Genomic DNA, 16,054 nt, shown 5'->3' on the forward strand with positions numbered 1-16,054 from the left:
CGGGTCAGTCCTCTCTACGGCCCCGGTTGCCCGGCCGGGAGGCGACCCAGGCCCGGACGGTGTCCGCGTACCAGTAGGGCTTGCCGCTCTCCACATGGTCGGGCGGGGGCAGCAGACCGTGCTTGCGGTACGACCGCACGGTGTCCGGCTGCACCTTGATGTGCGCCGCGATCTCCTTGTACGACCAAAGCCTGCGGTCGGTCATGAGTGCCACCTCCCTGCGCGTACCGCGGCGGCGGCCGGGGGCGGCCGTCGGGGGAGCCGGGCACTGCGCTGGCGATCAACAAAGCCTGTGCCCCGTGAACGACACAGAGTGAGCGCCGGGAAGTGCCTGTGGACTGGGTGTGACCTAAGACCCGCGTACACGCGACATGTGTGACAGGAAGGGGGTATTTGTGACACGAGTGCCGCAATTGGCAGGCGGCCACCAGGAGACCAGGGAAGCGGGGGAGGCCGGGGAGGCGGGGGAGACCGGGGAGGCCCGCCGAGCCCCGAGCGCCCGGTGGGCCCACGCCACGATCACCCCGTACTACGCCCCGCAGCACCTCACTACGCCCCGCAGGACCTCAGGAACGCCCGCGTCCGCTGCGCGATCGGCAGCGGCTTGTCGGGTGGACACGGGTACATGTCCTGCTCGACGATCGCGAAGAGGTCGATGTCGAGCTTCTGCGCGGCGGCGAGGACGGGCTCGAGTGCCGGTATGCCGGACGGCGGTTCGCACATCACACCGCGGGCCACGGCCGGCCCGAACGGCACCTCGTTCGCCCGCACGTCGGCCAGGATCGCCGGATCCACCTGCTTGAGGTGCAGGTACCCGATGCGCTCCCCGTACGTCTCGATGAGCTTGACGCTGTCGCCGCCGCAGTACGCGTAGTGCCCGGTGTCCAGACACAGGGACACCAGCGAGGAATCCGTCGCGTCGAGGAAACGCGTGACGTTCTCCTCGCTGTCGATGTGTGTGTCCGCGTGCGGGTGGACGACGATCGTCAGCCCGTACCGCTCCCGCACCTCGTGCGCGAGCCGCTCGGTCTGAGCGGTCAGATTGCGCCACTGCGTCGGCGTCAGCGTGCTGTCCTCCAGCACCTCGCCCGTCTTGTCGTCCCGCCAGAACGCGGGGATGACGACCAGGTGCTCGGCGCCCATCGCCTGCGTGAGAGCCGCGATGTCCGAGACGTGCGCCCAGGTGGACTCCCACACGTCGGGACCACGGTGCAGTCCGGTGAAGACCGTGCCGGCCGAGACCGTGAGCCCGCGCCGCGCGGTCTCCTCCTTGAGGACGGCCGGATCGGTGGGGAGATAGCCGTACGGGCCCAGCTCGATCCACTCGTACCCGGACCCGGACACCTCGTCGAGGAACCGCTGCCAGGGGACCTGCTGCGGGTCGTCGGGGAACCAGACGCCCCAGGAGTCGGGAGCCGAACCGACCCGGATACGGGACAGTGAGGATGGAGGTGAGGACTGCGGCGACGGCCGCGGTGACAACGACGTCATGAGCGTCAGCTTCCGGCGGCACGGAAGGGGTGTCAAGGCCTGGTCCGAATGTCTGGACAAAACATTGACAGGGCTCCACGGACACGGCTAGACCTAGGTGCAGCCGAAGCGAAGGGAACTCGATGGCGTACGACCTGATCACCATGGGGCGGATCGGCGTGGACCTCTACCCGTTGCAGACGGGGGTCCCGCTGGCGCAGGTGACGACCTTCGGGAAGTTCCTCGGCGGCTCGGCGACGAACGTCGCGGTGGCCGCGGCCCGGCTCGGGCGGCGTACGGCGGTGATCACACGTACGGGCGACGACCCCTTCGGCACCTACCTCCACGAGGCCCTGCGCGACTTCGGCGTCGACGACCGCTGGGTCACACCGGTCCCCGGCCTGCCCACCCCGGTCACCTTCTGCGAGGTCTTCCCGCCGGACGACTTCCCGCTGTACTTCTACCGGCAGCCCAAGGCCCCCGACCTGGAGATCGACGCCCACGAGCTCGACCTCGACGCTCTTCGCGAGGCCCGCATCCTCTGGATGACCGGCACCGGCCTGAGCGAGGAGCCCAGCCGCACGGCGACGCTCGCGGCGCTGGCCCACCGCGCCAAGTCCGGTACGACGGTCTTCGACCTCGACTGGCGCCCCATGTTTTGGAAAGACACAGCCTGGAAGGACCCGGAGGCCTCCGCCCGAGCCTTCTACGCCGAGGCCCTCCGCCACACCACCGTCGCCGTGGGCAACATCGACGAGGTCGAAATCGCCACCGGCGAGCGCGAACCGCACGCCGCCGCCCGCGCCCTGCTGGACGCAGGCGTGGAACTCGCCGTCGTCAAACAGGGCCCCAAGGGCGTCCTCGCCGTCCACCGCGACGGCACGACGGCCGAGGTCCCACCCCTCCCCGTCACCGTCCTCAACGGCCTCGGCGCCGGCGACGCCTTCGGCGGCTCCCTCTGCCACGGCCTGCTCGCCGACTGGGACCTGGAGCGGATCATGCGGTACGCCAACGCAGCGGGCGCCATCGTCGCGTCCCGCCTCGAGTGCTCCTCCGCGATGCCGACCCCGCGTGAGGTCGAGGACGCGCTCACGGCGGGAGCGGTGCTGTGAGGGCGGGTCAGGTCGGGGGCGCGAGGCACGAAGGCGGCGACCCTGCGACGTACGAAGGCGGCGGCACGGCCGCGCACGAAGGCGGCGACCCGGCGCCGTACAGGCGAGTGGACGTCGCGGACCTCGTCCGCACCCGCACCCACCACCCCGAAGCCATCGCCGAGGCCGCCGCCCGCAGGCCCCGCCGGCCCCTCGTCGACGACGGCGGCCGGCTGATGATCGTCGCAGCGGACCACCCGGCCCGCGGCGCCCTCGCGGTCGGCGACCGCAAGTTCGCCATGGCGAACCGCGCCGACCTCCTGGAGCGGCTCTGCACCGCCCTCTCCCGCCCCGGAGTCGACGGCGTCCTCGCCACCGCCGACATCCTCGACGACCTGCTGCTGCTCGGCGCGCTCGACCACAAGGTCGTCCTCGGCTCGATGAACCGCGGCGGACTCGCGGGCGCCTCCTTCGAGTTGGACGACCGGTTCACCGGGCACCGCCCGCAGGACATCGAACGGCTCGGCTTCGACGCGGGCAAACTGCTGCTGCGCATCGACTACGACGACCCGGGCTCGCTGCGCACCCTGGAGTCCACCGCCCGTGTCATCGACGAGATGGCGCAGCGGCAACTCCCGGTGTTCGTCGAGCCGTTCCTCTGCCGTCGCCGCGAAGACGGCACCCTCCGCAACGATCTCAGCGCCGAGGCGGTCACCAAGTCCATCGCCATCGCGAGCGGCCTCGGCGGCAGTTCGGCGTACACCTGGCTGAAGGTCCCCGTCACCGAGAACCCCGACGACATGGCCCGCGTCATGGAGACGTCCACGCTGCCCGCCGTACTCCTCGGCGGCGATGTCGGCGAGGACCAGGAGGGCGCGTACGAGAAGTGGCGCGGGGCGCTCCAACTCCCCACCGTCCAGGGCCTGGTGGTCGGCCGCTCGCTGCTCTACCCGGCGGACGGCGATGTGACCGCGGCCGTGGACACCGCCGTCGGACTGCTGTGAGGGCCGGATGAGCGACCGGACGAGCGTTCCGATGGCCGACCCCGACCGGACGGCGAGCAACGCCCTGTACGTCCCGAAGGGCAGCACCGCCAACGCGCAGTACGTCCTCGACGTCGACCCAAAGCGGGCCGGCTGGACCCACAGCAGCCTGCGCGTCGTCGAACTCGCCCCCGGCGGGACGCACATCTTCACCACCGGTGACAGCGAATGGATCGTGCTGCCCCTGAGCGGCGGCTGCACCGTGAACACAGGGGACGAACAGTTTCAAATCCTGGGCAGGGACAGCGTGTTCAGCGGAGTCACGGACTTCGCGTACGTGCCCCGCGACGCCCGGGCACAGATCGCCTCCGGCGCGGGAGGCCGCTTCGCCCTGGCAGGAGCGAAGTGCGAGCGCCTACTCCCCGCCCGCTACGGCCCCGCGCCGGAGGTACCCGTCGAAGACCGGGGCAGCGGCAACTACGCCCGCCAGGTGCGCAATTTCGCCTCCGCCGACGCCTTCGAGTGCGACCAACTCATCGCCGTCGAGGTCATCACCCCGGGCGGCAACTGGTCCTCGTATCCGCCCCACAAGCACGACGAGCACCGGCCGGGGGAGGAGAGCCGGCTCGAAGAGATCTACTACTTCGAGATCGACGGCCCGAACGGTTTCGGCTATCAGCGCGTATTCCCTTCACGCGTGGGCGGATCCGACGTCCTCGCGGAGGTCCGCACCGGCGATGCCGTCCTCGTCCCCGACGGATGGCACGGCCCGTCCATCGCCCAGCCCGGCCACACGATGTACTACCTGAATGTGATGGCCGGACCGGGCGAGAAGCGGGAGTGGCGGATCTGCTTCCACCCAGAGCACACCGAGGGGTACCAATGACCGATCCGATGGCAAAGGTGCCAAAGGCGACGAAGGTGTCGAAGACGCCAGACGCGACGACCAGGCTGACGGTCGCCCAGGCGCTGGTGCGTTTCCTGGCAGCCCAGTACACCGAACGGGACGGCGAGCGGCAGCGGTTGATCGGCGCCACCTGGGGCATCTTCGGCCACGGCAATGTCGCCGGGCTCGGCCAGGCACTCGTCGAGTACGCGGACGAGATGCCGTACCACCAGGGCCGTAACGAACAGTCCATGGTCCACGCGGCGGTCGGCTACGCCCGCCAGTCCAACCGGCTCTCCACGCACGCCGTCACCACGTCCATCGGCCCCGGCGCCACGAACCTCGTCACCGGCGCCGCCCTCGCGACGATCAACCACCTCCCGGTCCTCCTCCTCCCCGGTGACACCTTCGCGACCCGCCCCGCCGACCCGGTCCTCCAGCAGCTCGAAGTCCCGTACGCGGGCGATGTGTCGGTCAACGACTGCCTGCGCCCGGTGTCGAGGTACTTCGACCGGATCACCCGCCCCGAGGCACTGATCCCCGCCGCACTCCAGGCGATGCGGGTGCTCACCGACCCCGTGGAGACGGGCGCGGTCACGCTCGCGCTGCCGCAGGACGTGCAGGCGGAGGCGTACGACTGGCCCGAGGAGTTCTTCGCCGAGCGGACCTGGACGGTGCGCCGCCCGGCGGCCGACCAGGGTGAACTGACCGCCGCCGTAAGGGCGATCCGCGAGGCCCGCCGCCCCCTGATCGTCGCGGGCGGCGGCGTCCACCACAGCCGCGCCGAGGAGGCGCTCGCCGAACTCGCCACCGCCACCCGCATTCCCGTCGCCTCCACGCAGGCCGGCAAGGGGTCACTGCGCTTCGACCACCCGCAGGACGTCGGCGGTATCGGCCACACCGGCACGGCGACGGCTGACGAACTCGCCCGTACCGCCGACCTGGTGATCGGCGTCGGCACCCGCTACACCGACTTCACCACCGCCTCCGGCACCCTCTTCTCCGCCAAGGGCGTCCGTTTCCTGAACCTCAACATCGCGCCGTACGACGGCCACAAGCTGTCCGGGATCCCGCTGATCGCCGACGCGCGGGCGGGCCTGGAAGCCCTCACGGAGGCGCTGCTGCTGCACAAGCACCGCACCGAGCCCGCGTACGCCACCGAGTACAGCGACGACAAGGAGCGCTGGGAGTACCGCGTCGACGCGGCCTTCGAGGCCGAGGACATCGACATCCGGCCCACCCAGCCGCAGGTCCTCGGCGTCCTCGACGAGCTGGTCACCGAGGACGACATCCTGATCAACGCGGCCGGCTCGCTCCCCGGCGACCTGCACAAACTGTGGCGGGCGCGGTCGCGGGACCAGTACCACGTCGAGTACGGCTACTCGTGCATGGGCTACGAGATCCCGGCCGCGATCGGGGTGCGGATGGCGGCCCCGGACCGTCCCGTCTGGGCGCTGGTCGGCGACGGCACGTACCTGATGATGCCGACGGAGATCGTCACGGCCGTGCAGGAGAACATCGCGATCAAGGTCCTCATCCTGCAGAACCACGGGTACGCCTCCATCGGCGGCCTCTCGGAGTCGGTGGGCGGCGAGCGGTACGGCACCGCGTACCGCTTCCGGTCCGAGGACGGTACGTACACGGGGGCGAAGCTGCCGGTGGATCTCGCCGCCAACGCGGCCAGCCTGGGGATGCGCGTCCTACGCGCGAAGACCGTCCGTGACCTGCGCGCGGCCCTCACGGAAGCGCGGGCCGCCGACACTCCCACATGTGTCTACGTGGAGACCGAAACGGCAGACACAGTGTCGGGCGCGCCTCCGGCCCAAGCCTGGTGGGATGTACCTGTGGCCGAGACCGCGACCCGATCGTCGGCGGTCAAGGCGCGCGAGGAGTACGACCGGCACGTCGCTGCCCGACGCCGCCATCTGTGAAGGAGTTTTTGGCCATGACGAAGACTGTCAACCACTGGATCGGTGGCAAGACCGTCGAGGGTGCGTCGGGTACGTACGGGCCGGTCACCGACCCGGCGACCGGCGCCGTGACCACGCAGGTCGCCTTCGCGACCGTCGAGGAGGTCGATGCCGCGGTCGCCGCCGCGAAGGACGCGTACGCGACCTGGGGCCAGTCTTCGCTGGCCAAGCGGACCACGATCCTCTTCAAGTTCCGCGCGCTGCTCGATGCCAACCGCGACGCGATCGCCGAGCTGATCACCGCCGAGCACGGCAAGGTCCACTCGGACGCGCTCGGCGAGGTCGCGCGCGGCCTGGAGATCGTCGACCTGGCCTGCGGGATCACCGTGCAGCTGAAGGGCGAGCTGTCGACGGAGGTGGCCTCGCGGGTCGACGTGTCGTCGATCCGGCAGCCGCTGGGCGTCGTCGCGGGCATCACGCCGTTCAACTTCCCGGCCATGGTGCCGATGTGGATGTTCCCGCTCGCCGTCGCGTGCGGCAACACCTTCGTGCTGAAGCCGTCGGAGAAGGACCCGTCGGCCGCGATGAAGATCGCCGAGCTGCTGGCGGAAGCCGGTCTGCCGGACGGCGTCTTCAACGTCGTGCACGGTGACAAGGTGGCCGTCGACCGCCTCCTGGAGCACCCGGACGTCAAGGCCGTCTCCTTCGTCGGCTCGACCCCGATCGCCCGCTACATCCACACCACCGCGGCCGCGAACCACAAGCGAGTCCAGGCCCTGGGCGGCGCCAAGAACCACATGCTGGTCCTCCCGGACGCCGACCTGGACGCGGCGGCCGACGCGGCCGTGTCCGCGGCCTACGGCTCGGCGGGCGAGCGCTGCATGGCCATCTCCGCGGTCGTCGCCGTCGGCGCGATCGGCGACGAGCTGGTGGAGAAGATCCGCGAGCGCGCCGAGAAGATCAAGATCGGCCCCGGCAACGACCCGACCTCCGAGATGGGCCCGCTGATCACGGCCGCCCACCGCGACAAGGTCGCCTCGTACGTCCACGGCGCGGCGGCGCAGGGCTCCGAGGTCGTCCTCGACGGCACCGGCCACACGGTCGACGGTTTCGAGGACGGCCACTGGATCGGCCTCTCGCTCCTGGACCGCGTGCCGGTCACCTCGGACGCGTACAAGGACGAGATCTTCGGCCCGGTGCTGTGCGTGCTGCGCGTGGAGACGTACGAGGAGGGCGTGGCCCTCATCAACGCCTCGCCGTTCGGCAACGGCACCGCGATCTTCACCCGGGACGGCGGCGCAGCCCGCCGCTTCCAGCTGGAGATCGAGGCGGGCATGGTCGGCGTGAACGTGCCGATCCCGGTCCCCGTCGGCTACCACTCCTTCGGTGGCTGGAAGGACTCGCTCTTCGGCGACCACCACATCTACGGCAACGACGGCACCCACTTCTACACCCGGGGCAAGGTCGTCACGACCCGCTGGCCCGACCCGGCCGACGCCCCGACCGGCGTCGACCTCGGGTTCCCGCGCAACCACTGAGACCCTCCGGCAGGGCTTGTGAGGCCGTCCGCATTGCGGACGGCCTCACTTTTTTCTTCCCTCGCGCTGCGGTTCCCGTAGGGAGGAAGAGAACCCTTCTGTATGACCTGTTGTGCCCTGATGGGTATTCGCAGGGCTGTATGCCTGCGGATTCCGTTGGTGAACAACCATTGACGCAACGGTTTCCGTCAAGGTTCCATCAACGCCGGGAGCGGACGAAGAGATGAACAACGCGAGCCGCCGGAGGCGATAACGCTCCCGCCCGAAACACCTGACGCACGACACGAGTCGATCGGAACCGCCGCATGACCGACACGCTCCGCCCTGTCGAGACCGCCGCCCCGGACACCGCCCCCACGGCGTCCGGCGGCCCTCAGAAGCTCAAGCGCTCCATCGGCATCGTCGGCGGCACCCTGCTGACGCTCTCCTGCGTGACACCGGCCTCCACACTCTTCGTGGTCGTGCCCGACCTGTTCTCGTCCCTCGGTACGGCGACCGCGCTCACCATCGCGATCGGCTCGCTGCTCTGTATCGCCGTGGCGTTCTGTTACTCGGAGCTGGGCACCCTCATCCCCAGCGCGGGCGGCGAGTACGCCATGGTCTCGACGATGGCCGGACGCCTCGCGGGCTGGCTGGTCTTCGTCCTCTCCCTGCTGGTCGTCATGATCGTGCCGCCGGTGATCGCCATGGGCACGGCCGACTACCTGGCGCCGATCGTGCACCTGAACCCCTCGATGGCGGGCGCCGGCGTGATGCTGCTCGCCACCCTCGCGGGCCTCCTCGACCTGCGGGCCAACGCCTGGATCACCGGCGTCTTCCTGGTCCTCGAAGTCATCGCGGCCGCAGTCGTCGCGGTCCTCGGCTTCTCCCACAGCGAGCGCGGCCTCTCCAGCCTCACCTCGATGGAGGTGGCCGGTTCCGGCGGCCACACGGACACCGTGACCGCCATGCTGGTCGTCTCCGGACTCGCCATCGCCCTCTTCATCACGCAGGGCTTCTCCACCGCGGTCTACCTCTCCGAGGAACTGGAGAACCCGCGCCGCAACGTCGCCCGTACGGTCCTGGCCACCCTCGCCATCTCGACGGTGATCATCCTGGTCCCGGTCGTCGCGATCACCATGGGCGCCCCCGACCTGTCCGCCCTCACCGGCGGCGACATCAGCACCATGGTCACCGCCTGGTCGAACTCCGCGGTCGGCACCTTCGTCAGCCTCTGCGTGGCCCTCGCGATCATCAACGCCGGCATCGTCATGGTCATCCAGAACTCCCGCGTCCTGTTCGCCTCGGCCCGCGACAAGGCCTGGCCCGAGCCGGTCAACGGCGTCCTGTCCAAGCTCGGCCGCTTCGGCTCCCCGTGGGTCGCCACACTCCTGGTGGGCGTCCCCGGCGCGGCCCTCTGCTTCGTCAACCTGGACACCCTGTACGGCGTCACGGGCGTCTCGGTGACCGGCATGTACCTGCTCGTCGCGGTCGCCGCACTGTTCGCCCGGCGCGGCCGGCACACCCAGACACCTGCCTGGCGCATGCCCCTGTGGCCCGCCGTGCCGGTCCTGCTGATCGCGGTCCTCGCGTACATCCTCAGCCAGCAGGAGACCGAGTACCTCCTGTGGACCGGCGGCATCGTGGCCGTCGCCACCTTGTACTGGGCCTTCTACCTGCGGCCGCGCCGCGAGACCCGTTGGCTGGTGTCGATCCCGGAGGACGCACAGGCCTGACCGGTCAACCGGTCAGTCGGCCTCAGGTGAAGTCCCAGGTCACCACCGTGCACGTCCCGTCGTCCTTGCCGTCCGCACTGCGGTACGCGGCAAGGGCGACGTCGTTTCCCGTGTCGACGCCCACCCACATCCCGTAACAGCCGCACTCACGGGCGACAGCGGCGAGGGTCCGGATCAGCGCCCGCGCGATACCGCGCCTCCGGCACGGCTCGGCGACCGCCAGCTCGTAGAGGAACATCTCATTTCCCTTGTCGGGGTGGAGCGTCTCGACGCCGCTGACGAACCCGACGGGGCCCTCGTCCTCGTACGCGAGGAAGAGATGGTGGCCCTGTGCCGCCAGGAAGCGCTGGGCCCACTCGGGGCGTACGGGCTGGTCGAAGAGGTCTTGGGCGGCTGTCAGTTCGGCCACGGTGGTGGCGCGGCGGATTTCCATGGGCCGTTCGTACCACGGGCGCGGTATGCCGGGAGGGGACCGTACTCCCGTGGGAGGGGCGGGGGTTCAGACCGGTGGCGGCATCGGTTGTCCGTGGTGGGCCGTACCGTTGACGCATGGATCTTCGACTGCCCCGACTCCGGGGGCCCGCACTGCGGAGGCCGCGACGGTGGATCGCCGCCGCGGCCGCTGTTGTGGTGCTCGCCGGCGCCGGGACGTGGACGGCTGTCGCCTCCGACGACGCCCCGCCCGTGCACCGCGCCGACCGCGTCATGGACATGGGCGACGGGGTGGACATCGACACCTCGTACTTCACCGCGGGCTCGACCTCGGACCGCCGCCCCGCAGTACTGCTCGCGCACGGCTTCGGCGGCAGCAAGGACGACGTGAAGGCGCAGGCGGAGCAGCTCGCGCGTGACGGATACGCGGTGCTGACCTGGTCGGCACGCGGTTTCGGCGAGTCCACCGGCAAGATCGGGCTGAACGACCCCGAGGGCGAGGTCGCCGACGTCTCCAAGCTCATCGACTGGCTGGCGAAGCGCCCCGAGGTCCAGCTCGACAAGAGCGGCGACCCGCGCGTGGGCGTCACCGGCGCCTCGTACGGCGGGGCGATCGCCCTGGAGGCCGCCGCGTACGACCAGCGGGTCGACGCGATCGCCCCGGCGATCACCTACTGGAACCTGTCGGACGCCCTCTTCCCCAACGGCGTCTTCAAGAAGCTCTGGGCCGGCATCTTCATCAACTCCGGCGGCGGCTGCGACAAGTTCGAGGCGCAGCTGTGCGAGATGTACAACCGGGTCGCGGAGTCCGGAAAGCCGGACGCGGCGGCCACCAAGCTCCTCGAGGAGCGGAGCCCCTCCGCGGTCGGCGACCGCATCAAGGTGCCCACGCTCATCGTGCAGGGCCAGTCCGACTCGCTCTTCCCGCTCGGCCAGGCCGACGCGATGGCCAAGCAGATCCGCGCCAACGGCGCACCCGTGGACGTCGACTGGATCTCCGGCGGGCACGACGGCGGCGACCTGGAAGCGGACCGCGTCCAGACCCGGGTCGGCTCCTGGTTCGACCGGTACCTGAAGGACGAGGCAGGCGTCGACACCGGCCCCGCGTTCCGCGTCACCCGCACCGGAGGCATCGACTCCACCGACGGCGCCGCCCAGCTCCGGGGCGCGAGCGGCGACACGTACCCCGGCCTGGCGAACGGCGAGCGCGCCGTCGCCCTGGCCGGACGCGAGCAGAGCTTCGACAACCCGGCGGGCGCGACCCCGCCCGCCATCTCCGCCCTCCCCGGACTCGGTGGGGCGGGCGGCCTGTCACAGCTCTCCTCCCTCGGAGTCGGGGTGTCGCTCGACTTCCCGGGCCAGTACGCGCGGTTCGAGTCCTCGGCGTTCGGCAGCGACCTGCGGATCACCGGATCCCCGACGGTGACAGTGCACGTCAAGTCGAGCTCCGACGAGGCCGTCCTCTTCGCGAAGGTGTACGACGTCGGCCCCGGCGGCGGGCAGCAGGTACTGCCGTCGCAGTTGGTGACTCCGCTGCGGGTCGAGGGAGCGAAGGCGGGCAAGGACGTCACCGTCACCCTTCCGGCCATCGACTACGAGGTGCAGGAGGGCCACCGGCTGAGCCTGGTCCTGGCCTCGACGGACCTCGGCTACGCGTCACCGGTGACCCCGGCGACGTACACCGTCTCCCTGAAGGGCGACCTGCAGGTCCCCACCGCACCCGCCGTGACGACGGCCGCCGCGCCGCTCCCCGCCTGGGTGTGGTGGCTGCCGCTCGCCGGAGCACTGCTCGCGCTGGCCCTGCTGCTGACCGGCCGCCGCCGTACGACCGCGGGCCCGCCCGACCCCGAGATGGCCGAAGTCCCGCTCCAGATCACCGACCTGAGCAAGCGGTACGCGAAGTCGGCGGACCGGTACGCGGTCCGGGAGCTGTCGTTCCGCGTGGAGAAGGGCCAGGTCCTGGGCCTCCTCGGGCCGAACGGCGCGGGCAAGACGACCACCCTGCGCATGCTGATGGGCCTGATCAAGCCGGACGGCGGCGACATCCGCGTCTTCGGCCACGAGATCCAGCCGGGGGCGCCGGTCCTCTCCCGGGTCGGCGCGTTCGTCGAGGGCGCCGGCTTCCTGCCGCACCTCTCGGGCCGCGAGAACCTGGAGCTGTACTGGCGGGCCACGGGCCGTCCGACCGAGGACTCCCACCTGGAGGAGGCCCTGGAGATCGCGGGCCTCGGCGACGCGCTGTCCCGCGCGGTCCGCACCTACTCCCAGGGCATGCGCCAGCGCCTCGCCATCGCCCAGGCCATGCTCGGCCTCCCGGACCTGCTGATCCTCGACGAACCCACCAACGGCCTCGACCCGCCACAGATCCGTGAGATGCGCGAGGTGATGATCCGCTACGCCGCCGCGGGCCGCACGGTCATAGTCTCCAGCCACCTCCTGGCCGAGGTCGAGCAGTCCTGCACCCACCTGGTGGTCATGGACCGCGGACGGCTGATACAGGCGGGCCCGGTGTCCGAGATCATCGGCTCCGGTGACACCCTCCTCGTCGGCACGGGTTCGCCCGTGGACGAGCCGATCGCCGAGAAGGTCGGTGCGCTGCCCGGCGTGGCCTCGGCCGCCGTCGCCGAGGGCGGGCTGCTGGTCCGGCTCGACCCCGACGGAAGCGCGCAGCGCCTGGTCGTGGAGCTCGTCCGGCTCGAAGTACCCGTGGAATCGGTGGGCCCCCACCGCCGGCTCGAAGACGCCTTCCTCACCCTGATCGGGGGCAACGCATGAGCACCCTCGTCGAGCGGGCCGAGACGGCCGACGGATACCGCGCGCGGCGGACGCTGCCGCTGCGGGTGGAACTGCTCCGGCAGCTGAAGCGGCGCCGCACCCTCGTCATGGGTGCGATCCTCGCGGCGCTGCCCTTCGTGCTGGTCGCGGCGTTCGCGATCGGAGGCACTCCGGACGGGCGGGGCAACCAGATCACGCTGATGGACACGGCCACCGCGTCGGGCGCGAACTTCGCCGCGGTGAACCTGTTCGTCTCCGCCGGCTTCCTGCTGGTGATCCCCGTAGCCCTGTTCTGCGGGGACACGATCGCCTCCGAGGCGAGCTGGTCCTCGCTGAGATACCTGCTGGCGGCCCCGGTGCCCAGGGCCCGCCTGCTCTGGTCCAAGCTCACCGTCGCGCTGGGCCTCAGCCTCGCCGCGATGGTGCTGCTGCCGATCGTCGCGCTGGTGGTCGGCACCGCGGCCTACGGCTGGGGCCCGCTGGAGATCCCCACCGGCGGCGCGCTCTCCGCGGGCACCGCGGCACAGCGCCTGCTGGTCGTGGTGGCGTACATCTTCGTCTCCCAACTGGTCACCGCGGGGCTCGCGTTCTGGCTCTCGACCAAGACGGACGCACCCCTGGGCGCGGTCGGCGGAGCGGTCGGACTGACGATCGTGGGGAACGTTCTGGACGCCGTCACCGCCCTCGGCGACTGGCGCGACTTCCTGCCGGCGCACTGGCAGTTCGCCTGGGCGGACGCCGTCCAGCCGCAAATGGAGTGGTCGGGCATGATCCAGGGCGCCGCGATTTCGGTAACGTACGCGCTCGTCCTGTTTGCCCTGGCCTTCCGGGGTTTCCGGCGCAAGGACATCGTGTCGTAGGTCTCCGGAGGATCACCTACCGGTCTCGACGGACGCCCACCGTGGCCGCTTCGAGATCCATCCGCAACGCTCCGTAGCGCACATCCAGGCCCCCTCGGACGTCACAGTCACAGACGTCGGCCCAAACACAGGCCGCTCACCGAGGGGGCACAGATGGGGAAGGACCACATACGCACGGCGGCGGTCACCACACGCGGCCGTCGACTCCGCGCCACACTGCTCGCCCTGACAGCCGCGGGCGCCATGCTGCTCACCGGCTGCGGATCGAACGGCGAAAGTGACTCGCCGGACGGCTCGAAGTCCCGCAACGACGCCACGGGCCCACTGCCCGCCCCCGCCTACCCGTCGGGCTCCGCACAGGGCGAGCAGAACGGCGAGCAGAGCGGCGAGCAACAGGACGACGAGGGCCGTGAGTTCGCCCCGTCCCCCGACTACCTCTCCACCTTCGCCCTGGACGTCGACACCGCCTCGTACGGCTACGCCAAGCGCACCCTGGCGGACGGCAGGATGCCCGACCCCTCGACGGTCCGCCCCGAGGAGTTCGTCAACAGCTTCCGCCAGGACTACGAACGCCCCGACGGCAACGGCTTCTCGGTCACCATCGACGGCGCCCGCACCGAGGACGAGGACTGGTCCCTGGTCCGCGTCGGCCTCGCCACCCGCGCCGACGAGGAGGACGGTGAACGCCCGCCCGCCGCCCTCACGTTCGTCCTCGACGTCTCCGGCTCCATGGCCGAACCGGGCCGCCTCGACCTGGCCAAGGACTCCCTCGGCGTGATGACCGACCGGCTCCGCGACGACGACTCGGTCGCCCTGGTCACCTTCAGCGACGAGGCCGAGACCGTCCTCCCCATGACCCGGCTCGGCGACAACCGGGGCCGCGTCCACTACGCGATCGACAGCCTGGAACCCCAGTCCTCCACCAACCTCGGCGCCGGCGTCGAAACCGGCTACGCCACGGCCACCGAAGGCCTCCGCAAGGGCGCCACCAACCGAGTCGTCCTCGTCTCCGACGCCCTCGCCAACACCGGCGACACCGACGCCGACACGATCCTGGAGCGCATCGAGGACAATCGTCGCGAGCACGGCATCACGCTCTTCGGAGTCGGCGTCGGCAGCGACTACGGCGACGCCCTGATGGAGCGCCTCGCCGACAAGGGCGACGGCCACACCACGTACGTCTCGGACACCGAGGGTGCCCGCAAGGTCTTCTGCGAGGAACTCCCGCAGAACATCGACCTCACCGCCCGCGACGCCAAGGCACAGGTCGCCTTCGACCCTCAGACGGTCGAGCAGTTCCGGCTCATCGGCTACGACAACCGCCAGGTCGCCGACGAGGACTTCCGCAACGACCAGGTCGACGGCGGCGAGATCGGCCCCGGCCACACGGTGACCGCCCTCTACGCGGTCCGCACCAAGCCCGGCGCCTCCGGCCACCTCGCCACCGCGAGCGTCCGCTGGCAGGACCCCGACACCCGTACCCCGCACGAGGAATCGGGCCAGGTGGAGGCCACGGCCCTCGAACGCAGCCTGTGGAACTCCTCCGACCGCTTCCAGGTCACCGCCGTGGCGGCGTACTTCGCCGACGCCCTCCGCCAGGGAGACGACCGCTGGCCCCGGCTCCCCGGCAGCCTGCCGCTGAACGAACTCGAGTCCCGCGCCGACGAGTTGGCCAACAGCACGGAGGACAAGGCGGTACGAGAACTCGCCGACGCCATCGAGGCGGCCACCCGCGCGGAACGCTGAGTCAGCCGGCGCCGGGCCGCCGCCCGGCGCCGTGCAGCAGCGTGTCGACGACAAGCGCCGCCAGGACGTCGGGATCGGGGTCCGGCCGGTCGTCGCCGTGCAGGGCCTCGCCGATCAGGGCGTAGTAGACGCGGCGGACCCACTCCAGGTCCACGGCCGGGTCGAGCAGCCCCTCGTCCCTGGCCCGCGCCAGGAGTTCGAGGCAGCGTGCCCCCAACTGGTCCCAGCCCGCCGCCGCGGCGCCGCCCTCGTCGGCCGGCTGCCCCAGGGCATAGCTCCAAGCCCCCTTGATCCGCAGCACGTTGGCGGTGACGCGATGCAGTGCGACCAGCGACGGTGTGGTGTCGGGCCGCGCGTCCTCGATGGCCTGGGTGAGCTGCCGTACGGCTGACTCGGCGAGCGCGTCGATCAGCGCCTGCCGGCTGGCGAAGCGCCGGTGGACCGTCGTCCTGGCCACCCCGGCCGCCTCGGCGATCTGCTCCATGGACGCGCCCGGATCGGCGGCGAGCACCCGCTCTGCCGCCTCCAGAATCGCGCGCACACTGCGCTCGGCATCGGCCCGCAGTGCTCTGCCCATGGGCTCCTCCACTCAGTCGGCTCCAGACCCCCAGTGGACGTAGATGGTACGCCTGAGTTGCGGTTCCTCGA

Annotated in this window: 13 protein-coding genes; 9 read left to right on the forward strand and 4 right to left on the reverse strand. The window is 70.8% G+C overall.

Features of this window, described 5'->3' with window-relative positions; all coding sequences use genetic code 11:
* Positions 1–4: 4 nt before the first annotated feature.
* Together OG266_RS28570 and OG266_RS28575 are read right to left on the reverse strand one after the other, a co-directional pair.
* Complete coding sequence (locus OG266_RS28570) at positions 5–205, reverse strand: AlpA family transcriptional regulator (protein WP_266461912.1); 201 nt, start codon at positions 203–205, stop codon at positions 5–7.
* A 344-nt stretch (positions 206–549) separates the two neighbouring features.
* Complete coding sequence (locus tag OG266_RS28575) at positions 550–1,491, reverse strand: sugar phosphate isomerase/epimerase (RefSeq protein ID WP_266461919.1); 942 nt, start codon at positions 1,489–1,491, stop codon at positions 550–552.
* Positions 1,492–1,613: 122 nt separating this feature from the next.
* Between OG266_RS28575 and iolC the strand changes: the two genes are divergently transcribed.
* The 6 genes from iolC (at position 1,614) to OG266_RS28605 (ending at position 9,593) form a co-directional block, all read left to right on the forward strand.
* Positions 1,614–2,582, forward strand: a complete 969-nt coding sequence (iolC, locus tag OG266_RS28580) for a 5-dehydro-2-deoxygluconokinase (protein ID WP_266461922.1) — start codon at positions 1,614–1,616, stop codon at positions 2,580–2,582.
* Entirely contained in the window at positions 2,579–3,565 is a 987-nt protein-coding gene (locus OG266_RS28585) for a deoxyribose-phosphate aldolase (protein WP_371549035.1), read from the forward strand. The genes iolC and OG266_RS28585 overlap by 4 nt, the downstream gene beginning before the upstream one ends.
* Positions 3,566–3,596: 31 nt before the next feature.
* Positions 3,597–4,430, forward strand: a complete 834-nt coding sequence (iolB, locus tag OG266_RS28590; RefSeq protein ID WP_371552994.1) for a 5-deoxy-glucuronate isomerase — start codon at positions 3,597–3,599, stop codon at positions 4,428–4,430.
* 8 nt (positions 4,431–4,438) lie between these two features.
* The gene (gene iolD, locus OG266_RS28595) at positions 4,439–6,361 is read left to right on the forward strand and encodes a 3D-(3,5/4)-trihydroxycyclohexane-1,2-dione acylhydrolase (decyclizing) (RefSeq protein ID WP_371549036.1); all 1,923 of its coding nucleotides are present in this window, start codon (positions 4,439–4,441) and stop codon (positions 6,359–6,361) included.
* Between the two features lie 14 nt (positions 6,362–6,375).
* Positions 6,376–7,878, forward strand: coding sequence for a CoA-acylating methylmalonate-semialdehyde dehydrogenase (mmsA, locus tag OG266_RS28600; protein ID WP_266461930.1), 1,503 nt, complete (start codon positions 6,376–6,378; stop codon positions 7,876–7,878).
* A 305-nt stretch (positions 7,879–8,183) separates the two neighbouring features.
* Complete coding sequence (locus OG266_RS28605; protein ID WP_266461932.1) at positions 8,184–9,593, forward strand: APC family permease; 1,410 nt, start codon at positions 8,184–8,186, stop codon at positions 9,591–9,593.
* A gap of 22 nt (positions 9,594–9,615) precedes the next feature.
* Here the strand turns inward: OG266_RS28605 and OG266_RS28610 are convergent, their stop codons facing one another.
* On the reverse strand, positions 9,616–10,026 hold the full coding sequence (locus tag OG266_RS28610) for a GNAT family N-acetyltransferase (RefSeq protein WP_371549040.1): 411 nt from the start codon (positions 10,024–10,026) through the stop codon (positions 9,616–9,618).
* Between the two features lie 116 nt (positions 10,027–10,142).
* On the opposite strand from OG266_RS28610, the gene OG266_RS28615 reads away from it, so the two are divergent.
* The 3 genes from OG266_RS28615 (at position 10,143) to OG266_RS28625 (ending at position 15,406) form a co-directional block, all read left to right on the forward strand.
* On the forward strand, positions 10,143–12,800 hold the full coding sequence (locus tag OG266_RS28615) for an alpha/beta fold hydrolase (RefSeq protein WP_371549042.1): 2,658 nt from the start codon (positions 10,143–10,145) through the stop codon (positions 12,798–12,800).
* The gene (locus tag OG266_RS28620; protein WP_266827658.1) at positions 12,797–13,660 is read left to right on the forward strand and encodes an ABC transporter permease; all 864 of its coding nucleotides are present in this window, start codon (positions 12,797–12,799) and stop codon (positions 13,658–13,660) included. Before OG266_RS28615 ends, OG266_RS28620 begins: the two co-directional genes overlap by 4 nt.
* A gap of 153 nt (positions 13,661–13,813) precedes the next feature.
* Positions 13,814–15,406 carry a von Willebrand factor type A domain-containing protein gene (locus tag OG266_RS28625; protein WP_371549043.1) on the forward strand — a complete coding sequence of 531 codons (1,593 nt, stop codon included), beginning with the start codon at positions 13,814–13,816 and terminating at the stop codon, positions 15,404–15,406.
* Between the two features lies 1 nt (position 15,407).
* Here the strand turns inward: OG266_RS28625 and OG266_RS28630 are convergent, their stop codons facing one another.
* Positions 15,408–15,983: a TetR/AcrR family transcriptional regulator gene (locus OG266_RS28630; RefSeq protein WP_266461946.1), complete on the reverse strand. Its 576-nt coding sequence runs from the start codon at positions 15,981–15,983 to the stop codon at positions 15,408–15,410.
* Between the last annotated feature and the right edge of the window lie 71 nt (positions 15,984–16,054).

Source organism: Streptomyces sp. NBC_00554, assembly GCF_041431135.1.
GTDB lineage: Bacteria > Actinomycetota > Actinomycetes > Streptomycetales > Streptomycetaceae > Streptomyces.